The 18,660-nt window shown below is 72.0% G+C and carries 18 protein-coding genes; 8 read left to right on the top strand and 10 right to left on the bottom strand.

All coding sequences use genetic code 11. The features are described from left to right. Window positions 1–105 precede the first annotated feature (105 nt). Entirely contained in the window at window positions 106–684 is a 579-nt protein-coding gene (locus tag ACFWUY_RS04815) for a hypothetical protein (protein WP_384102011.1), read from the top strand. Between the two features lie 114 nt (window positions 685–798). After that, the gene (gene mscL, locus ACFWUY_RS04810) at window positions 799–1,320 is read left to right on the top strand and encodes a large conductance mechanosensitive channel protein MscL (RefSeq protein WP_384102009.1); all 522 of its coding nucleotides are present in this window, start codon (window positions 799–801) and stop codon (window positions 1,318–1,320) included. 19 nt (window positions 1,321–1,339) lie between these two features. Here the strand turns inward: mscL and ACFWUY_RS04805 are convergent, their stop codons facing one another. The 6 genes from ACFWUY_RS04805 to ACFWUY_RS04780 form a co-directional block, all read right to left on the bottom strand. Further along, complete coding sequence (locus ACFWUY_RS04805) at window positions 1,340–1,555, bottom strand: hypothetical protein (protein ID WP_384102007.1); 216 nt, start codon at window positions 1,553–1,555, stop codon at window positions 1,340–1,342. A 78-nt stretch (window positions 1,556–1,633) separates the two neighbouring features. Further along, window positions 1,634–2,020 (bottom strand): DUF6755 family protein, encoded by a 387-nt coding sequence (locus ACFWUY_RS04800; RefSeq protein WP_384102005.1) that lies wholly within the window; start codon window positions 2,018–2,020, stop codon window positions 1,634–1,636. After that, window positions 2,017–2,667, bottom strand: coding sequence for a ubiquinol-cytochrome c reductase iron-sulfur subunit (locus tag ACFWUY_RS04795; protein WP_384102003.1), 651 nt, complete (start codon window positions 2,665–2,667; stop codon window positions 2,017–2,019). Before ACFWUY_RS04795 ends, ACFWUY_RS04800 begins: the two co-directional genes overlap by 4 nt. Then, the gene (locus ACFWUY_RS04790; protein WP_384102001.1) at window positions 2,664–3,311 is read right to left on the bottom strand and encodes a 4Fe-4S dicluster domain-containing protein; all 648 of its coding nucleotides are present in this window, start codon (window positions 3,309–3,311) and stop codon (window positions 2,664–2,666) included. Before ACFWUY_RS04790 ends, ACFWUY_RS04795 begins: the two co-directional genes overlap by 4 nt. A 7-nt stretch (window positions 3,312–3,318) precedes the next feature. Beyond that, window positions 3,319–5,679 (bottom strand): molybdopterin oxidoreductase family protein, encoded by a 2,361-nt coding sequence (locus ACFWUY_RS04785; protein ID WP_384101999.1) that lies wholly within the window; start codon window positions 5,677–5,679, stop codon window positions 3,319–3,321. Next, complete coding sequence (locus tag ACFWUY_RS04780) at window positions 5,676–6,806, bottom strand: MFS transporter (RefSeq protein ID WP_384101997.1); 1,131 nt, start codon at window positions 6,804–6,806, stop codon at window positions 5,676–5,678. Before ACFWUY_RS04780 ends, ACFWUY_RS04785 begins: the two co-directional genes overlap by 4 nt. Window positions 6,807–7,005: 199 nt before the next feature. Here ACFWUY_RS04780 and ACFWUY_RS04775 point away from each other — a divergent pair, with 199 nt between their 5' ends. The 3 genes from ACFWUY_RS04775 to ACFWUY_RS04765 all read left to right on the top strand — a co-directional run bounded on the left by ACFWUY_RS04775 (window position 7,006) and on the right by ACFWUY_RS04765 (window position 10,211). Continuing rightward, window positions 7,006–8,190: a low temperature requirement protein A gene (locus ACFWUY_RS04775; RefSeq protein WP_384101995.1), complete on the top strand. Its 1,185-nt coding sequence runs from the start codon at window positions 7,006–7,008 to the stop codon at window positions 8,188–8,190. 9 nt (window positions 8,191–8,199) lie between these two features. After that, window positions 8,200–9,279, top strand: a complete 1,080-nt coding sequence (locus tag ACFWUY_RS04770; RefSeq protein ID WP_384101993.1) for a P1 family peptidase — start codon at window positions 8,200–8,202, stop codon at window positions 9,277–9,279. Between the two features lie 83 nt (window positions 9,280–9,362). Continuing rightward, window positions 9,363–10,211: a DUF6227 family protein gene (locus ACFWUY_RS04765; protein ID WP_384101991.1), complete on the top strand. Its 849-nt coding sequence runs from the start codon at window positions 9,363–9,365 to the stop codon at window positions 10,209–10,211. 240 nt (window positions 10,212–10,451) lie between these two features. Here the strand turns inward: ACFWUY_RS04765 and ACFWUY_RS04760 are convergent, their stop codons facing one another. After that, entirely contained in the window at window positions 10,452–11,978 is a 1,527-nt protein-coding gene (locus tag ACFWUY_RS04760) for an MFS transporter (RefSeq protein WP_384101990.1), read from the bottom strand. A 62-nt stretch (window positions 11,979–12,040) separates the two neighbouring features. Between ACFWUY_RS04760 and ACFWUY_RS04755 the strand changes: the two genes are divergently transcribed. Beyond that, window positions 12,041–13,000, top strand: a complete 960-nt coding sequence (locus tag ACFWUY_RS04755; RefSeq protein ID WP_384101988.1) for a helix-turn-helix transcriptional regulator — start codon at window positions 12,041–12,043, stop codon at window positions 12,998–13,000. 114 nt (window positions 13,001–13,114) lie between these two features. Here the strand turns inward: ACFWUY_RS04755 and ACFWUY_RS04750 are convergent, their stop codons facing one another. Continuing rightward, complete coding sequence (locus ACFWUY_RS04750) at window positions 13,115–14,116, bottom strand: RNA polymerase sigma factor RpoD/SigA (RefSeq protein ID WP_384101986.1); 1,002 nt, start codon at window positions 14,114–14,116, stop codon at window positions 13,115–13,117. A gap of 436 nt (window positions 14,117–14,552) precedes the next feature. On the opposite strand from ACFWUY_RS04750, the gene ACFWUY_RS04745 reads away from it, so the two are divergent. Then, window positions 14,553–15,566 carry a questin oxidase family protein gene (locus tag ACFWUY_RS04745; protein WP_384101984.1) on the top strand — a complete coding sequence of 338 codons (1,014 nt, stop codon included), beginning with the start codon at window positions 14,553–14,555 and terminating at the stop codon, window positions 15,564–15,566. A gap of 37 nt (window positions 15,567–15,603) precedes the next feature. Here ACFWUY_RS04745 and ACFWUY_RS04740 read toward each other — a convergent pair whose 3' ends face one another. Continuing rightward, window positions 15,604–16,392, bottom strand: a complete 789-nt coding sequence (locus ACFWUY_RS04740) for a dioxygenase (protein ID WP_384102392.1) — start codon at window positions 16,390–16,392, stop codon at window positions 15,604–15,606. 97 nt (window positions 16,393–16,489) lie between these two features. On the opposite strand from ACFWUY_RS04740, the gene ACFWUY_RS04735 reads away from it, so the two are divergent. Continuing rightward, complete coding sequence (locus tag ACFWUY_RS04735) at window positions 16,490–17,008, top strand: MarR family winged helix-turn-helix transcriptional regulator (protein WP_384101982.1); 519 nt, start codon at window positions 16,490–16,492, stop codon at window positions 17,006–17,008. Window positions 17,009–17,101: 93 nt separating this feature from the next. Here ACFWUY_RS04735 and ACFWUY_RS04730 read toward each other — a convergent pair whose 3' ends face one another. Then, window positions 17,102–18,631, bottom strand: coding sequence for an MFS transporter (locus ACFWUY_RS04730; RefSeq protein WP_384101980.1), 1,530 nt, complete (start codon window positions 18,629–18,631; stop codon window positions 17,102–17,104). Window positions 18,632–18,660 lie beyond the last annotated feature (29 nt).

The following is an 18,660-nucleotide window of genomic DNA, read 5'->3' as shown; positions in this document are numbered from 1 at the left end:
AGTTGTCCACAGGGCTCGGGTGATCCCCAGGCCTGAGCGGGGAGATGGCGTCACCGGGACAGTGGGAGCGCGTCCCACTCCCGACCAGGACGGGCGGTACCCGCCATGACGACTCCTTTCCCCTCGGTGGATCCCACCGGCTCCACCGGCTCCTCTCTTTCCTCCGTTCATCCGTCCGTTCCGGCGCCGTGCGCGGTGCCGGCCTTCGAGCCCCTTCGGGTACGGGGTCCCCGGTGCCGGCTGCGGCGGGCGCTGCGGCGCGGGCGGTGGGCGCCCGCGGCGCTCCTGGCGCTCACGGCGGCCGCCCTCGCCGTCGCGAGCGGCACTCCGGCGGCGCCTCCGCCCGATGCCGAGGGGCCGCCGGTCTCCTCCGTCGCCGCTCGCGCGCGGCCGTCCGTCGCCGTCCGCCCGGTGTCCGCTCCGGTACGGATCGCCGACGCCGCGACCGTACGGCTGCTGCGCCCCGGCGACCGGGTCGACGTGATCGCCGCGCCCCACCCGTCGCTGGGCGCGGAGGGCGAGGCCCGGGTGGTGGCGACGGGTGCCCGAGTGGCCGAAGTCCCGCGTCCGGACGAGACTCGTCCGGACGGAGGGGCGCTCGTGGTCCTGTCCGTGCCGCGGTCGACGGCGACGGCCCTCGCGGGTGCCGGTGTCACGTCCCAACTGGCGGTGACGGTGTGCTGATTCGCACGGACTCCCTGTCAAGTCACCGTCCCGGGTGTACGGATTGGACGCCCCCGTTCCGTTCACGGCCTAATGGCTCCGCACTCAGCAACACGAGCGACGAAAGGCACCTTGGTGGCCGAGAACAAGGAAAGTTTGCTGGGAGGCTTCAAAGCCTTCCTGATGCGTGGCAACGTGATCGACCTGGCAGTGGCCGTCGTCATCGGTGCCGCGTTCACCAACATCGTGAACTCGGTGGTCAAGGGCATCATCAACCCTGTCGTCGGTGCCTTCGGCACGAAGGACCTGGAGAGCTACGCGTCCTGTCTGAAGGACCCGTGCCGGGTGGTCGACGGGGAGATGCAGGGCATCCAGATCCAGTGGGGTCTGGTCCTCAGCGCGGTCCTGAGCTTCCTGATCACCGCGGCCGTCGTCTACTTCCTGATGGTCCTGCCGATGGCGAAGATCCTCGCGAAGCGCGCCGCGCACGACAAGGCGAAGGAGGGCGTCACCGAGATCATGGAGGTCAGCGAGCTGGAGGTGCTCAAGGAGATCCGCGACCACCTCGTCGCGCAGCGCGGCCCGCTCACGGGCACCACACCGAGCTCCAACGGGTCGGGCTCCGGTGCCGCATCAGGGACGCACTCCACCTCCTGACCGGCACGACGTACCGGGCTCAGAGGTGGTGCGGCGGCTTCTCGTCGAGGAAGCGCGCGAGGTCGGCGGAACTGTCGCCGCCGGCCGGAGGCCGCTCGCCCCACCCACGGTCCGTGTCGTCCGCGGACTGCTGGTCCAGCGGATCGTCGAAGACGAGTACCGGCTTCGTCTCGGTCGTGGGATGCGGGCCGGGTCGCTTCGCGTCTCGCGGTCCGTGGGCGGGGGCGGTGCTCATACCTTCAGGGTACGCCCGCCGGCCCGCCCCGTACCCCTCTGATCTGCGGACTTCCGGAACCGGTCCGCGCCCTTCAGCTCAACGGTCCTTCGGGTCCACCATCCAGAGGCCGAGCACCACCAGGAACGACAGGACGAGGAAGCCCGCGCCCCACCACGCGGTGCCGGTGTCGCCCGCCATCCACTCGTCCACCACGATCGTCAGCCCCCAGAGCTGGCCGATGACGACCGTGAGCGCCAGCGCCAGACGGGCCGACAGCTTCGAGGAGCGTTCCGGTTCCTGCTCCGTACCGGCCCCCGGTCCCGGCCCGGTGTGCCGGACGCGGGGATCGCCGTACCCGCTGGTGGCGCGGATCTGCGGATACCTCTCGTGCACGGGCCGGTTCAGCCGGGGCTGTGCGCTGCCGGGGGTGTACGCGGGGGGCCGCGGGGCCTCCGGGTCGACGGGGAAGGGGGGTTCCGTCATGTCCGTTCACTCCTCTCCGGCGGCTTCCCGGCCGGGGCGCCGCCGCCGAAGCCGGGGCAGCCCGGACGGTCGTCACCGTTCTGGCGGCAGAAACCCTCGACGGCGCTCTCGCCCGAGCGGGCGGTGCCGACGGCCCAGACGCTGCCGTCGGCCTGCTCGACGAGCAGCACCTTCGGCAGGCCCCTCGGCGGCGGTCCTGCGGTGACCTCTCCCGTACGGGCGTCGAAGACCCCTTCGTGGCAGGGGCAGTACAGCTCGCCCTCGCTGCCCCGGTCCCTGCGCCACAGCACGGCGCAGGCGAGATGGGTGCAGACGGCGGAGTAGCCGGCGAGGGTGCCGTCGTCCATGCGGACGGCGATGGCCCGGTCCTCGCCGCCCGGGTAGCGGAAGGCGAGCGACTCCCCCGGTTCGATCCGGTCGGCGATCTTCCTGACCTCGGGCGCGCCTTCGCTGTCCCCGTGCCGGTGGAGGATGCCGGAGGCGACGGCGACGCCGCCGACGGCGAGGCCGCCGGAGACGGTCGCGACGATCCGCAGGTAGTCGCGGCGGGTGGTGAGCGAGTCGGCGGCGATCCGGTCGTGGAGCGCCTCCCTGGCCGCGTCGGTGTGCGGGCCCGGCGCGGGCGGCTGGGGGTCGGTCACGCTCACCGGACGCCCTCCCGTCGCCCGCCGCCACCCTTGTTCGAGTTCGCTTCGCTCACGTCCACTCCGTTGATCTCGACGACGGGAAGCCCGCCCGGCACCGGCCACTGGACCTTGTCGGCGGGGACGACCATCGCCACGCCGGTGGAGACGGTGGTGGTGCCGAAGGTGAAGGAGTCGGCCACCTGGACGCCGGGGCGTTCCGCCTGGAGCTCTTCGAGGGTTCCGTAGAAGAGGGCGCCGGTGGGGCAGACGGTGGCGCACATCGGGGCGAGGCCGTAGGCGGTGCGGTCGTAGCAGAGGTTGCACTTCATCTGGAGCTTCGCCTGGAGGTCGATCTTGGGGACCCCGAAGGGACAGGCGTTGACGCAGTTGGCGCAGCCGATGCAGCGGGTGGTGTCGGCCTGCTGCACGACGCCGTCGGCGGTCACGAGGATCGCGTCGGCGGGGCAGACCTCGGCGCAGGGGGCGACGGGGTCCTCGCAGTGCATGCAGACGGTGGGGAGGGAGGCGACGGAGTGGCCCTCGTCGGGGTAGTCGAGGTGGATCATCGACTTCCCGCGGTGGGAGTCGCATTCGCGGCAGGCGGAGACGCAGGCCTGGCAGCCGATGCAGCGGCCCGGGTCGATGAAGATCGTGCGGCCCATCATGTGCGGATCAGCTCCTCTCCGAGGTGCCGCGGCCCTGGGGGGAGGTGGGGGGCAGCGGGTCGGTGCGGGAGACCTGGGTCTCGGGGTAGGCCTGCCGGCCGGGGGCGGTCGGCGGGGCGGGGACCTCGTCGATGTGCGGGGCGGCCTCGATGCGGGCGGCGCAGACCTTGTACTCGGGGATCTTGGAGCGGGGGTCGAGGGCGTCGATGGTGAGGGCGTTGGCGGCGGTGGGGACCGGCCAGTGGTAGGGGACGAAGACGGTGTCGGGGCGGATGGCCTCGGTGACCAGGGCGGGGAAGACCTCGCTGCCGCGGCGGGTGACGACCCGGACGGGGTCGCCGTTGCGGAAGCCGTGGGAGGGGTGGACCTCGACCCAGGGGCGCGGGGTCTGTTCGACGAGGGCGCCGAGGCGGCGGGTCTGGTTGCCGGAGAGGAAGTGGGCGACGGTCCGGCCGGTGGTCAGCGAGAGGGGGTACTCCTCGCTGTACGGGTCCATCGGCGGGTGCCATTCGACGACCTGCATGTGGATGGTGCCGTCGGGGTGGTAGGTGCGGCCGTCCTCGAAGAGGCGGGGAGTGCCGGGGTGGTCGGTACCGGGACAGGGCCAGGCGATGCCGCCGGTCTCCTCCAGGCGTTCGTAGGTGATGCCGTAGTAGTCGTTGACGGTTCCGGCGGAGGCGAGGCGGAGTTCCTCGAAGACGGAGCGGGAGTCGGGGAAGTCGAATTTGTCGCCCGCGCCGAGGCGGCGGGCGAGTTCGCAGAGGACCCAGGTGTCGGTGCGGACGCCGGCGGGGGGTTCCTGGGCCTTGTTGTGCTTGACGACCCGGGCCTCGGCGTTGGCCATGACGCCTTCGTCCTCGGCCCACACGGTGACGGGGAAGACCACGTGGGCGTTGGCGGCGGTCTCGGAGAGGAAGAAGTCGAACTGGGCGTGGAACTCGAGGGTGTCGTAGCCGTCCTTGACGGTGGCGTAGTTGGGCAGCGAGACGAAGGGGTTGTTGCAGATGCCGACGAGGCCGCGGATCTCCTTGCGCCGCATCTGCCAGACCATCTCCATCATGGAGGTTCCGGCGGGCGGCAGCTCGGTCTCGTCGATGCCCCAGATCTCGCAGATCTGGCGGCGGTGCTCGGGGTCGGTGATGGAGCGGCCGCCGGGGAGGAGGTCGGACTTCTGGCCGTGTTCGCGGCCGCCCTGGCCGTTGCCCTGGCCGGTGATGGTGCCGTAGCCGGCTCCCGGCCTGCCGATGTTCCCGGTGGCGACGCACAGGTTGATGATCGAGAGGCAGTTCTCGACGCCCTGGGAGTGGTGCTCGACGCCGCGGGCGTGCCAGGCCATGGCCTTGCCCGCGCCGGCGAACATGCGGGCGACCTGGACGATCTGCTCCTCGGGGACGCCGCAGATCCGGGCCGACCGGGCGGGCGGGTAGTCGGCGACGGTCTTCCTGACCTCCTCCCAGCCGGTGGCGTGGGCGGCGAGGTAGGCCTCGTCGGTGAGGCCTTCGTCGACGACGACGTTCAGGACGGCGTTGAAGAAGGCCGAGTCGGTGCCGGGCTTGAGGGCGACGTGGATGTCGGCGGTGCGCGCGACGGCGGTCTCGCGGGGGTCGACGACGATCAGGGTGGCGCCCCGGTCGCGGGCTCCCCACAGGTACTGGGTCATCACGGGGAAGCACTCGCCGACGTTGGAGCCGGCGATGAGGAGGCAGTCGGTGAGGAGGATGTCGGAGAACGGGTTGCCGGCGCGGTCGATGCCGAAGGCGAGCTTGTTGGCTCCGGCGGCGGAGACCATGCAGAGGCGCCCGTTGTAGTCGACGTGCCGGGTCTTGAGGGCGACCCGGGCGAACTTGCCGACGAGGTAGGTCTTCTCGGAGTAGAGGCTGGCGCCGCCGAGGAGACCGAAGGCGTCGTTGCCGTACTCGCCCTGGACGCGGCGGATCTCGGCGACGGTGTGGTCGAGGGCCTCGTCCCAGCCGACCTCGCGGAACTCCTCGTCGCGGCTGTGGCGCATGAGGGGTGCGGTGAGCCGGTCGGGGTGGTTGACCTGCTGGTAGGCGTTGATGCCCTTGGGGCAGAGCCGCATCCGGTTGATGTCGTGGTTGCGGGGTTCGACGCCGAAGACCTTGCCGCCGCGGTCGACCCGCAGGTACATGCCGCATTGGACACCGCAGAAGCAGCAGTGGGTGGGGACGAGGGTCTCGCCGTTCTGGTCGGCGTGCCAGCGGTCGGCGGGGATGCCGCCGGCGTCGCGGAAGTTCCGGGTGCCGGGCGGGGCGAGGGAGGGGTCGAGCGGCACGGTCCTGCCGGGGGCGGTCGCGGGCGGGGACGCCGGGTCGGTCGCGGGCCGGGACGCCGGGTCGGTCGCGCTCACTTGAACCCCTTCTTCACGTGGTCGAGATAGGCGTTCCCGCGGAGGACGCGCTTGCAGCGGGGGCAGTACTCGGCCCATTCGCCGAAGCCCAGGTCGAGGTCGCGCATGGTGCCCTTGAGGTTCTCCACGTAGTCGGCGGTGTCGATGGGCTCGTGGCAGCGGCGGCAGGCGAGTGCCTCCTCGTCCTTGCGGCGGGAGGTGTACTTGAAGAGCTGCATGCCGACGGCGGCGGGCCGCTGCACGATGTGGAAGAACTTCCCGAAGGGGATGTAGACGAGGGTGAGGACGACCGCCACCATGTGGAGGATCGCGAGGAACTCGTAGCCGCCGCCGTGCAGGAAGATCGACGAGAAGGTGAGCAGGAGCCCGGTCACGGAGATGACGACGAGGGCGATCAGCGGCACCAGGTCGTAGGCGAAGCGCTGGCCGGTGACGGCCCCGCGGTCCTTCATGCGGCGCCGGAGGAAGTAGGCGGCGCCGGCGATGACGAGGACGGCGGCGATGTCGAGGCCGTGGAACATGAGCCGGCCGAGGATGCCGAGGGAGTCGAAACCGATGATCCTGATGCCCCAGATCCGCATCTCGTACCCGGGGCCCGAGCCGGTGGAGGAGGTGAAGGTGAACCAGCCCCAGGTGAGCGGGAAGGTGATCGCGGCGGCGAGCAGGCAGCCCCAGAAGATGAGCTGGTGGGCGGCCCAGCGGGCGTGGGAGCGGGCGCCGAGGAACTTCTGGAGGCCGAGGTAGGTGGCGATCATCCGGGGCAGGGCGGTGGGCGCCCTGCGGAAGTTCGCGACGGAGAAGAAGGAGCGCCACCCCTGCTTGAAGAGGCGGCGGGCGCCGGGGGCGGAGACCCAGACGGTGTAGCGGTGGGCGACGCCGAAGGCGAGGAAGACGGTGGCGACGGCGTAGGGCAGGAGGGCCGAGTCGAAGTCGCGGAGCAGACGGCTGCCGAGGACGATCGCGAGGACGAGCAGGGCGGAGACGACGGCGCCGGCGAGGGTGGCGCGGCGGCGTACGGCGGCCGGTGTCCGCGGCGCGGGAGTGTCGGCGGCCGTGCTGCCGGGCGCGGGGCCCGGGGCGGGGCCGGGTGCGGGGGGCGGCTCGGCTGTCTTCGGTGGCTCGGTCACGCGGTTACGGTAAGGCCGTACGTGTGCTTTCGCCCTGTTTTGCGAAGTAGTGGGGTGAGGGCGTCGCTCGGACGGCGTTCGGGCCGCGGGCGCGGAACGCCCCGCGGACCCCGGCGGTTCCCTCGACGTCGGCGGGGTCCTCCCGGGCACGTACCGCGTGGCATGCCGGAAGGGGCCCGCACTCTGATGTGCTGGGGGCATGACACAGCCGTTCCTGCCTCTCACCGCGCGTTCCCGTGAGGAACCCCACCGGGCCGCCACGCCCCTGGAGCTCTTCTTCGACCTGTGCTTCGTCGTCGCCGTCGCCCAGGCGGGCGCGCAACTCGTGCACGCGGTGGCCGAAGGGCACGCCGGCGAGGGGATCATCAACTACGCGATGATCTTCTTCGCGATCTGGTGGGCCTGGATGAACTTCTCCTGGTTCGCCTCGGCCTACGACAACGACGACGTCCTCTACCGGGTCGTCACCCTCGTCCAGATCGCCGGTGTCCTCGTCCTCGCCGCCGGCGTCTCGCGCGCCTTCGAGGCGCACGACTTCCTCGTCGTCTACCTCGGCTACGTCGTCATGCGGCTGGCGCTCGCCACCCAGTGGCTGCGCGCCGCCCACCACGCCACCGACCCCACCGAGCGGACGATGTGCCGGCGGTACGCGGGCGGGGTCGTCGCCGTCCAGATCGGCTGGCTGGCGCTGCTCCTCGCGCCGGAGCCGGCCCGTGCCTGGGTCTTCCTCGTCATGGCGCTGGCCGAGATGGCCGTACCCCTGTACGCGGAGAAGGACACGCCCAGCACCTGGCACCCGCGTCACATCGCGGAGCGGTACGGCCTGTTCACCATCATCGTGCTCGGCGAGACCGTCGCCGCCGCGACCGTGGCCGTGAAGTCGGGCGTCGCCGAGAACGACGCCCTCGGGGAGCTGCTGCCGATCGCCGTCGGCGGTCTGCTGCTCGTCTTCGCCGCCTGGTGGATCTACTTCGTCGTCCCCGCCCACGACCGGCTGACCTCCAGCCGCCAGGGCTTCCTGTGGGGCTACGGCCACTACGTGATCTTCGCGTCCGCCGCCGCCGTCGGCGCGGGCCTGGAGATCGCCGTGGAGCAGGCCGTGGGCAAGGCGCACATCTCCACGCTCGCCGCCTCCGCGTCGGTGACGATCCCGTCGGCCGTGTTCCTGCTGTCCGTCTGGCTGCTGCACGCCCGCTACTTCAAGGTCGGCATCGCGCAGCAGCTCGTCCTGCCCGTCGCCGCGTTCCTGATCCTGCTGTGCTCGTTCGCGGGCCGCTGGGCGGTCCTGGCAGCCGGTCTCGTCGCGGCGGCCACGGTGGCGGTCGGGGTGACCCTGACCGCCCGGAACCCGGCGACGAGGACGGGGAGCGGGGACAGGTGGTAGGCAGGAGGCATGACACAGCCTGAGGGGACGAACGGGCGGGACGCCATCACCGATGTCGGCGGGCTGCGCGTGGGGCACGCGCGCGTGGGCGGGGCCGGGGCGCTCAGCGGCACCACGGTGGTGCTGGCCCCGGAGGGCGGGGTCGTCGCCGCCGTGGACGTGCGGGGCGGAGGGCCGGGGACGCGGGAGACGGACGCGCTCGACCCGAGGAACGTGGTCCAGCGGATCGACGCGGTCGTCCTCACCGGCGGCAGCGCGTACGGCCTGGAGTCCGCCGCCGGGGTGATGGCCTGGCTGGAGGAACGGCACCGGGGCGTGCGCGTGGGCCCCGACCCGTCCCACGTGGTGCCGGTGGTGCCCGCCGCCTGCGTCTTCGACCTGGGCAGGGGCGGCGAGTTCACGGCCCGGCCGGACGCGGCGACGGGACGGGCGGCGGTCGAGGCGGCCGACGCGAGCGGCGACCACGCGCGCGTGGAGACCGGCGCGGTCGGCGCGGGCACGGGGGCCGTGGTCGGCGGCCTCAGGGGCGGGGTGGGCACGGCGAGCACGGTGCTCGACTCGGGCATCACGGTCGGCGCGCTCGTGGTGGTGAACGCGGTGGGCTCGGCCGTCGACCCGGCCACGGGCACGCTGTACGGGAGTTGGTTCGCCGAAGGCGGCCCGCCCGCCCTTCCCGCGCCGGCGGTGCGCGAGGCGGCGGCGCGGCGGCTCGCGGAGGCGCGCGCCTCGACCGCCCCTCCCCCGCTGAACACCACGCTCGCCGTCGTCGCGACGGACGCGGTGCTGACCCGTGCCCAGGCCCACAAGGTCGCGGGCACGGCACACGACGGCATCGCGCGGGCGCTGCGCCCGGTGCACCTGATGAACGACGGGGACACCGTCTTCGCCCTCGCCACCGGGGTGCGGGAGCTGCCGGAGGGCCCTGGTCCGCTCGCCCTGAACGAGGTCCTGGCGGCGGGCGCCGACCTGGTGACCCGGGCGATCGTGCGGGCGGTGCTCGCCGCGCCCGGCGGCCGGCGCGGGCCGGGCGGGGACTTCCCCTCGTACGGCGAGCTGTACGGACCGGTACCGAACCCGTACTCCCGGTAAGATCGGGGGAGTTGGCCCGGAGCGGGCCGCGCGGGGCGGGAACTTCCCCCGGGCGCCCTTCGTTTTCCGGAACCCCGGACACGATGTCAGACCCAGGGACTACGTTAAGCAAGCACCGAGTGACATGCGGCGACGGCCTGGAGACCCTCTTGAACGATCCGCAGGATCCTCACGATCCGTACGAGACGACCGAGACGCACGTTGAGCGGCTCCTCGGCCGGGCGCTCAACTCCTTCGACCTGCCCGACTCGACCGTCGAGCGCCTCGGCACGGCGCTCGCCCACTCCAGCGCGCTGCACTCCTCGCACCACAGCGCGTCGCTGCACCGCTCCACCTACCGCCACACGTATCTGCTCGGCGACGGCAGCGCGCTCTCCCTCTGGGAGCTCACGCACAACGCCGGCAGGGACGGCACCGAGCAGCACGAGCTGTACGCCGAGGAGTCCGAGGCACGGCTCGCCGCCTCGCGCCTTCCGTCCGGGCCTCTGCCCGGCTGGACTGCGGAGCGCTCCGACGGCCGCGCCCTCGACGAGGACGAGGACGACGGCATGGCGCTGTTCAGCGCCCTGCTCGCCCGCCCGATACCCGCCCAGCCCCGGATGTACGTGCCGGACAACTCCGCCGACCACGCGCGCCGCGTCCTGCGGCGCGCGGAGAACGCGAACCGGCCGGGTGAGCGGACGGCCCGTCGGCTCCGGCTCGCCTTCGCCCACCACATCACCCAGGCGTTCGGACGCCACTGCCCCGTGGAGGGCGGCCGGGAGGCCGGCTTCACCCTCTACGAGCACCAGTTCCTGCTGCTCGACGGCAGCGAGGTCAGTCTCTGGGAGGTCGAGCACACGTCGACGCCGGACGGCCGGCACATGTGCGAGGTGTACGAATCCGAGCGCGCGGCCCGCGAGGCGATGGAGTCCCGCTCCCGGGTCCGCTGACGCCACCCGTGCGGGCCGCAGGATCTGTTGCTGGCGCTCGGGTGCGTACATGGGTTTACGTCCGTTCGACGCCCGAACCTGTGGTTTCAGGGTCAGGCTACGCCCGGGTTTCCCAAAGAAAACGGACTCGGGTGTTCATTCGGGCATGAACGGGCATTGATCCTTGTCGGACATGCGGAAGGGCCCTGGCCCCCGGGACGATTCCCGGGACCAGGGCCCTTCGGCGGCAGGACCGGCGGCTCAGTGCGTGAGCGCCGGCTCCTTCTCGACCGTCACGACGTCGTCGTCGCCACCCTCCAGGTGCTGCTTCGGCTTCCTCGGAAGCGCGAACATCACCAGGAAGATCACGGCGAGGACGGCCGCGACCCAGCCCATCGCGTTCTGGAAGGCGTCCGTGAACGCCGCCCCCGCCTCGGCCGGGGACTTCGGGGCGGGCTTGCCGTCGATCACGCCGAAGAAGACCACCGACACCAGGCCGAGCCCGAGTGCGTTGCCCATCTGCCCGGTCGTGTTGATCAGGCCCGAGGCCGACCCCGCGTGCTCCTTCGGCACGTCCGAGAGCACCGCGTCCGTCAGCGGCGCCACGATCAGACCCATGCCGAGACCCATGACCACCAGCGGCGGGATCATCTGCCAGGACGCGATCCCGGTCCCGTAACGCCCGGCCTCGAAGAGGTAGAGCAGCACGCCCGCGATCATCGTGAGCGCGCCCGCCTGGAGCACCTTCCGGCCGAAGCGCGGCACCAGCTTCTGCACCGAGAGACCGGCGGCCAGCGACACCGCGATCGAGAACGGCACCCCGGTGAGACCGGCCCGCAGCGGGGTCCAGCCGAGGCCGATCTGCATGTACATCGTCCAGACCAGGAAGAAGATGCCCATCACGACACCGAAGGTCAGCTGCACCGCGATGCCCGCCGCGAAGCTCTTCACCTTGAACAGCGACAGCTCGACGAGCGGCGAACCGTCCTTCTTCGTCTTGTACTTCTCGTACGCGACGAGGGCGGCGAACACGAGCACGCTGCCGGCCATCATCAGGTGGCCCCACAGCGGCCAGTCCAGCTCACGGCCGCGCGTCAGCGGGTAGATCAGCATCAGCAGCGCGGCCGTCACCAGGAGCACGCCCACCATGTCGAGGCGGAGCGCCTTCGGGGCCTTCGACTCGGTGATGAACGTGCGGCCCAGGAGCAGGCCCGCGATGCCGACCGGCAGGTTGATGAGGAAGATCGGCCGCCACTCCAGGCCCGCGATGTTCCACTGGGTAAGGAGCGCGCCGAGCAGCGGGCCCGAGACCGCGCCCAGACCGATGATCGCGCCGAACAGCCCGAAGACCTTGCCGCGCTCGTGCGCCGGGAACGTCACGTGGATGATCGACAGGACCTGCGGCACCATCATCGCGGCCGCCGCACCCTGGAGGAGGCGGGAGGCGACCAGCATCTCCGGGTTCGCCGCGAAGCCGCAGAGCGCGGAGGCGAGGGTGAAGCCCGCCGTGCCGAGCAGGAAGAGCCGCTTGCGGCCGAAGATGTCACCGAGCCGGCCGCCGGTGATCAGGCCCGCCGCGAAGGCCAGCGCGTAACCGGCGGTGATCCACTGGATGGCCCCGAAGGAGGCGCCGAGGTCCCTCTCGATGCTGGGGATCGCGATGTTGACGATCGTGGCGTCGACCAGGTCCATGAAGGCGGCGGTCATGACGATGGCGAGGGCGATCCAGCGCCTCTTGTCGCTCGGGTCGACGGGGGCCGCGTCCGTGACGGCGTCGTGTGAACTCATACGAAGAAGATAGAAGTCGTCTAGGTCAGCTCGTGTCCTAGTTCGGTCTCATCCTGGAAGACATGACGGATACTCCGGCACGACTCCTGAATCTGCTCTCGCTCCTCCAGACCCCGCGCGAGTGGCCCGGAAGCGAACTGGCCGAACGGCTCTCGGTCTCCCCGCGCACCATCCGGCGCGACATCGACCGGCTCCGTGACCTCGGCTACCCCGTCGAGGCGACGCTCGGCGCGGTCGGCGGCTACCGGCTCGTCGCCGGTACGGCCATGCCGCCGCTCCTCCTCGACGACGAGGAGGCCGTCGCCATCGCGGTCGGGCTGCGGGCCGGGGCCGGGCACGCGATCGAGGGCGTCGAGGAGGCGTCCGTACGGGCCCTGGCGAAGCTGGAACAGGTGCTGCCGGCGCGCCTGCGGCACCGGGTCTCCACCCTTCAGAACGCCACGATCCCGCTCACGCGGGGCGACGGGGCGACGGTCACCCCGGCCACGCTCACCACCCTCGCGGGTACGGTCACCGGCCGGGAGAAGCTGCGCTTCGGCTACCGCGCGGGCGACGGCGCCGAGACGAAACGCCTGGTCGAGCCCTACCGGCTCGTCTCCACCGGACACCGGTGGTACCTCGTGGCGTACGACCTGGGGCGCGAGGACTGGCGTACGTTCCGGGTGGACCGGGTGACCGATCCGCTCGCCACCGGAGCCCGCTTCACCCCGCGCGAACTGCCGGCGGGCGACGCGGCCCAGCTCATGGTCCGCTCCATGTCCCGCGCGCAGGCCGCACTCGATCTGGACGTGTCCTTCGAGGCCCCGGCCGACTTCGTCACCGCCCGCCTCCCGTCCCACCTGGTCCCCACGGAGACGGGCCCCACCAGCTGCCGCCTCCGCGCCCGCGCGACGGACTCCGTCGAGTGGCTGGCCCTCCGCCTGGCCCTGGTGGACGCCCCCTTCACGATCCACGGCCCCGAGCCGCTGCTCCTGTACGTACGCGACTTGTCGGGAAGGCTGGCGACGGCGACGAGCGGATGACGGACGCGCCTCCCGCCCGCCTCTCCGGGGCTCCGCCCCGGATCGGCCACGCCCCCTGAACCGCAGGGGCCCCGGGGACGGTGTCCCCGGGGCCCTCCCTGGCTGCCGGCCGCTCTAGGCCGCCGCGTCGAAGCCGGTGTCGCGGGCCATCTTCTTGAGTTCGAGCAGCGCGTGCTTCTCGATCTGCCGGATCCGCTCCCTCGTGAGGCCGTGCTCCTTGCCGACCTCCGTCAGCGTCCGCTCGCGGCCGTCCTCGATTCCGTACCGCATGCGGATGATCGACGCCGTCCGGTGGTCGAGCTTGTCGATGAGGTCGTCGAGCTCCTCGCTGCGCAGCAGCGTGAGCACCGACTGCTCCGGCGAGATCGCCGACGTGTCCTCCAGGAGGTCGCCGAACTGCGTCTCGCCCTCGTCGTCCACCGACATGTTCAGCGAGACCGGGTCCCGCGACCAGTCGAGGACGTCGACGACCCGCTCGGGTGTCGAGCCGAGCTCGGCGGCGATCTCCGCGGGCTCGGGCTCCCGCCCGTTCTCCCGGTTGAACTCGCGCTGCACCCGACGGATCCGGCCGAGCTCCTCCACCAGGTGGACGGGAAGCCGGATCGTGCGGGACTGGTCGGCGATGGACCGGGTGATGGCCTGGCGGATCCACCACGTCGCGTACGTGGAGAACTTGAAGCCCTTCGCGTAGTCGAACTTCTCGACCGCGCGCACCAGGCCCGCGTTCCCTTCCTGGATCAGGTCGAGCAGCGGCAGCCCGCTGCGCGGGTAGCGCCGGGCGACGGCCACCACGAGCCGCAGGTTGGACTTGATGAAGAGGTCCTTGGCCCGCTCGCCCTCGGCGACCAGCGCTTCGAGCTCCTCGCGGGACGCGCCCGCCGCCTCGCTCTCCACCTCGTCGTCGAGGATCTGCTGGGCGTAGACGCCCGCCTCGATCGTCTGGGAGAGCTCGACCTCCTTGGCGGCGTCGAGCAGGGGCGTACGCGCGATCTCGTCGAGGTACATGCCGACCAGGTCGCGGTCGGCGATCTCCCCGCCCACGGCGCGAACGCTGCTCGCCCGCGCGGCCCCGCTCTTGGCGGAGGTCTGACGACGGGCGACGGCACGGGTTGCCATGCGTGCTCCCTTGCTGAGTAGGTCGCGACACCCTTACGGGTGCCCTGCATCCGACGGAAACAACGACTGGAATCGGGACAGAATTCCCACCCGGCACATGGATTTTCGCGATCATGCAGTATCCTGCGCGGCCGCCGCCCCGGCGGGCATGCCTCCGGCACCCACGGAGGCGCAGGTCAGACCGGGTCCGGAGGATGGTCCGGCGTCGCTCGCGAGCCCATGACCACACCGTCGGTGAGACCGCGATCACATGCGGCGCCGCCTTTCAAGACGCCCGGACGGGTCAGGGGGTTGCCCGCGCGCGGAATCCACCGGGAGCGGGGCGGAGTCGGCCGCCCCGGCACCGGGCGACCGCCGGGCGGAGGCCCCCTCGGCCTTGCGGACTAGGCCCCGAGCCCGTTACGCCACCCCCCTCCCCCGCCCTAGCGTCCTCGGCATGAGCGATACGACCGGCACTCTCGACGAAGCCCTCGAACGTCTCCACACCACCGGCCCCGAGCGGGGCGGCTGGCTCTCCAACCACGCCCCCATGGCCGTCGAGGCCCTGGTCCGCAACGGCCAGGCCCCGACCGTGCACCGCTGGCTGGACCGCTACGCGCACAAGCTGGAGGAGCTGCCGCCCCCTTCGCGCCCCGTCACGGCGGACAACTGGCGCGAGGCGCTCGGCGACCCCGCCCGGATCACCGACTGGACCCGTTTCCTCGGGCACGAGCTCGACGGGAAGCCCTGGCGGGAGGTCCTCGCCGTGTGGTGGCCCCGGCTGCTCCCGGGGATCGCGGGCGGGGCGACGCATCCGGTGATCCGCACCGGCCATGCCGTACGGACCCTCCTGTCGTCTCCGGAGACGGCCCCGCGGCGGGCCGAGCTGGCGCACGCGCTCGGCTACTGGGCGGCCCGCCACCAGCCGCTGCCGACGCCGGCGCCGCTGGCCGTGGCGCCGACGGCGGCGGCCGCCCTGGACGCCGTACCGCCGGTTCCCGAGCAGGTGGGCGGGATCCTGACGCGGCTCGGTCAGCTGACGGCGTTCCCGGTGTGGGGCACGGCTCCGGACCCGGACACCGCGCGGACGCGGCTCGTCGAGCTGGTGACGGCGGCGACGCACCGGTACGCGACGCACGGCCACGGCGAGCCGATCATGCTGGTGCACGCGGCGACCGCGCCGAACGCGGTCCTGCGCGCCCTCCCCGCGCTCCCCCGCGAGCTGTGGGCGCCGAGTCTGGCGGCGGCGTGGACGGCGGCGGCCGCGGTGACCGCCGCGTACACGCCGAAGGAGGCCGTCCACGTGCCCGCGTCGACCACGCCGCTCACGTCCGAGGAGGTCTTCGAGCGGGCGGCCGCGCACGGCGACGACCACACGATCAAGTTCGCCGACACGGCGCTCGACGTGGGCGATCCGCTCGCGCTCGCCGCCGCCGTCCGCTCGGTCGAGCTGAATCCGCCCGTGTTCTGACGGACCCGGCCGAGGACGGACTCGGCCGAGGACGGGCTCAGCCGAACTGCACGGACCGCTTGGCGAGGCCCATCCAGAACCCGTCGATCACCGTCCGCTGGGCGTCGAGGTCACCGGCCGCGTCCGCCGCCCCCATGGTGACGAAGAGGGGGGCGAAGTGCTCCGTACGCGGGTGGGCCAGGCGTCCGGCGGGCGACGCGTGCTCGAAGTCGAGGAGGGCGTCGACGTCGTGGGCGGCGAGGGCCTCGTGCCCCCAGGCGTCGAACTCGGCGGACCAGCCGGGCACCCCGCCGCCGGTGTGGCGGAGGGCGGCGAGGTTGTGGGTGAAGAAGCCGCTGCCGACGATGAGGACGCCCTCGTCGCGAAGGGGGGCGAGTCTGCGGCCGATGCCCATGAGGCGGCGCGGGTCGAGGGTGGGCATGGAGATCTGGAGTACGGGGATGTCTGCGTCCGGGAACATCTCGACGAGCGGCACGTAGGCGCCGTGGTCGAGTCCCCGGTCGGGGATGTCCTGCACGGGCGTGCCGGGCGCGCGGAGCAGTTTGCGGACCGCCTCGGCGAGGGCGGGCGCCCCGGGAGCCCCGTACCGGACGCGGTAGTAGTGCTCGGGGAAGCCCCAGAAGTCGTACACGAGGGGGACGGTCTCGGTGGCGCCCAGGGCGAGCGGGGCCTCCTCCCAGTGGGCGGAGACCATGAGGATCGCCCTGGGGCGGGGGAGGCCGGCGGACCAGGCGGCGAGCTCGCCGGGCCAGACGGGGTCGTCGGCGAGCGGCGGGGCGCCGTGGGACAGGTAGAGGGCGGGCATCCGCTCCGGCGTGGCGTCCATGGCGACGACCTCCGACATCCTCGTAGTACTTGAAACTTCAAGCTCGATATTCGTAGCGTAAACCTACATAGTTCAACTTTCAAGAACGAGTCGTACGATGGGACCCATGGGAGACACGACCGAACCGGCCACCGAACCGCGCTGGCTCAGCGACGAGGAACAGCGCACCTGGCGCGCCTACCTGCACGCCACCACGCTCCTGGAGGACCACCTCGACCGCCAGTTGCAGCGCGACGCCGGGATGCCGCACGTCTACTACGGCCTGCTCGTCCAGCTCTCCCAGGCCCCGCGCCGCCGCCTGCGGATGACCGAGCTCGCCAGGAACGCCAAGATCACCCGCTCCCGCCTCTCCCACGCGATCGCCCGCCTGGAGAAGAACGGCTGGGTGCGGCGCGAGGACTGCCCCTCCGACAAGCGCGGCCAGTTCGCCCAGCTGACGGACGAGGGGACCGAGGTGCTGCGCCGTACCGCGCCCGGCCATGTGGCGGCCGTGCGCCAGGCGATGTTCGACCGGCTCTCCCCCGAGCAGATGAGCCGGCTCGGCGAGATCATGCGCGTGATGGCCGAGGGCCTCGAACCCTCGGGCCCGGACGCGGACCTGCCCTGGCTCCGCTGAGCACACGGCTCACGGAACCAGGGCAGGCCTTGGTACGCGCGGGGGAGGTCGGGCCAGCGGGCCCGGGCCAGTGGCCCGGGTCAGTGGCCCGGCTCAGTGGGCGATGACCGGGATCCTCATCTCCTCGTCCGCGTCCGCACCGGACCCTGCGGCGGGCCCCATCTCCGGCTTCCCGGTGTTGATGAGCACGAAGGCGATCGCGGCGGAGACGACCAGGATGCCGACCGCCCACCAGATGGCCGCGGTGTAGCCCTCGACCATGCCCTGGAGCTGGAGCAGCTTCTGCCCGGCCGGGGTGGTGGCGCCCGCCGCGTGGTCGGCGAGGTACGCGGTGGTCGCCGAGGCGGCGATCGTGTTCAGCAGGGCCGTACCGATGGCGCCGCCGACCTGCTGCGAGGTGTTGACCATCGCGGAGGCCACACCGGCGTCCCGCGGGTCCACGCCGAGCGTCGCGAGCGACATGGCCGGCATGAACGCCGTGCCCATGCCGAGGCCGAGGAGCAGCTGCGCGGGCATGATCAGACCGGCGTACGAGGTGTCGATCTCCAGCTGGGTGAGGAGCAGCATGCCGACGCCGGCGGTCAGGAAGCCGGGGGCCATGAGCAGCCGCGGCGGGACCCGGGTCATCAGGCGCGTACCGATCTGGGTCGAGCCGACGATCATGCCCACGATCATGGGCAGGAACGCGAAGCCCGTCATGACCGGCGAGTAGCCCTTCACGATCTGGAGGTAGTACGTCAGGAAGAGGAAGAGGCCGAACATCGCGATGACCGCGAGACCGAGCGACAGGTAGACACCGCCGCGGTTGCGGTCGGTCAGGACGCGCAGCGGCAGCAGCGGGGACTTCACCAGCGACTCGGTGGCCACGAACGCGATGAGCAGCACACCGGAGCCGACGAAGAGGCCGATCGTGCCGGCGTCGCTCCAGCCCTCGGACTCGGCGCGGGTGAAGCCGTACACGAGCGCGACCAGACCCAGGGTCGACAGGATCACGCCGGGGATGTCGAGCGTGGAGCGGTTGCGGCCGCCCGCGGGCTCACGGATGACGAGGTACGCGCCGATGGCCGCGACGACGGCGAACGGGATGTTGACGAAGAAGGTCCAGCGCCAGTTCAGGTACTCGGTGAGGAAACCGCCGAGGATCAGGCCCACGGCGCCGCCGCCACCGGCGATCGCGCCGTAGATGCCGAAAGCCTTGGCGCGCTCCTTGCCGTCGGTGAACGTGACGGCGAGCAGCGAGAGCGCGGCCGGCGCGAGCAGCGCGCCGAAGGCGCCCTGGAGCGCGCGGGCACCGAGCATCATGGCCTCACCGGTCGCCGCTCCGCCGAGGGCGGAGGCGGCGGCGAAGCCGATCAGACCGACGACGAAGGTGCGCTTGCGGCCCCACAGGTCGGCTATGCGTCCGCCGAAGAGCAGCAGACCGCCGAAGGCGAGGGCGTAGGCGGTGATGACCCACTGCCGGTTGCCGTCCGAGATCCCGAGGTCCTGCTGGGCGGAGGGCAGCGCGATGTTCACGATCGTGGCGTCGAGCACGACCATCAGCTGGGCGAGGGCGATGAAGACGAGCGCTTTCCAGCGGCCCGGGTCGGGGTGGGTCACGGAGCTGTCGGGGATTTTCGGCATGGGGGTAGCCACCTCTTGGCGCGTACTGG

The organism is Streptomyces sp. NPDC058664, assembly GCF_042716635.1.
GTDB lineage: Bacteria > Actinomycetota > Actinomycetes > Streptomycetales > Streptomycetaceae > Streptomyces.
This window is presented reverse-complemented; position numbering and strand designations above follow the sequence as displayed.

What these genes read in the sequence shown, in the direction of transcription:
- ACFWUY_RS04800 (WP_384102005.1), bottom strand. Translation starts at nt 2,020, where the DNA reads ATGACGGAACCCCCCTTCCCCGTCGACCCGGAGGCCCCGCGGCCCCCC.
- ACFWUY_RS04805 (WP_384102007.1), bottom strand. Translation starts at nt 1,555, where the DNA reads ATGAGCACCGCCCCCGCCCACGGACCGCGAGACGCGAAGCGACCCGGC.
- ACFWUY_RS04755 (WP_384101988.1), top strand. Translation starts at nt 12,041, where the DNA reads ATGACGGATACTCCGGCACGACTCCTGAATCTGCTCTCGCTCCTCCAG.
- ACFWUY_RS04815 (WP_384102011.1), top strand. Translation starts at nt 106, where the DNA reads ATGACGACTCCTTTCCCCTCGGTGGATCCCACCGGCTCCACCGGCTCC.
- ACFWUY_RS04765 (WP_384101991.1), top strand. Translation starts at nt 9,363, where the DNA reads ATGTCAGACCCAGGGACTACGTTAAGCAAGCACCGAGTGACATGCGGC.
- ACFWUY_RS04740 (WP_384102392.1), bottom strand. Translation starts at nt 16,392, where the DNA reads ATGGACGCCACGCCGGAGCGGATGCCCGCCCTCTACCTGTCCCACGGC.
- ACFWUY_RS04770 (WP_384101993.1), top strand. Translation starts at nt 8,200, where the DNA reads ATGACACAGCCTGAGGGGACGAACGGGCGGGACGCCATCACCGATGTC.
- ACFWUY_RS04790 (WP_384102001.1), bottom strand. Translation starts at nt 3,311, where the DNA reads ATGATGGGCCGCACGATCTTCATCGACCCGGGCCGCTGCATCGGCTGC.
- ACFWUY_RS04760 (WP_384101990.1), bottom strand. Translation starts at nt 11,978, where the DNA reads ATGAGTTCACACGACGCCGTCACGGACGCGGCCCCCGTCGACCCGAGC.
- ACFWUY_RS04775 (WP_384101995.1), top strand. Translation starts at nt 7,006, where the DNA reads ATGACACAGCCGTTCCTGCCTCTCACCGCGCGTTCCCGTGAGGAACCC.
- ACFWUY_RS04750 (WP_384101986.1), bottom strand. Translation starts at nt 14,116, where the DNA reads ATGGCAACCCGTGCCGTCGCCCGTCGTCAGACCTCCGCCAAGAGCGGG.
- ACFWUY_RS04735 (WP_384101982.1), top strand. Translation starts at nt 16,490, where the DNA reads ATGGGACCCATGGGAGACACGACCGAACCGGCCACCGAACCGCGCTGG.
- ACFWUY_RS04730 (WP_384101980.1), bottom strand. Translation starts at nt 18,631, where the DNA reads ATGCCGAAAATCCCCGACAGCTCCGTGACCCACCCCGACCCGGGCCGC.
- ACFWUY_RS04745 (WP_384101984.1), top strand. Translation starts at nt 14,553, where the DNA reads ATGAGCGATACGACCGGCACTCTCGACGAAGCCCTCGAACGTCTCCAC.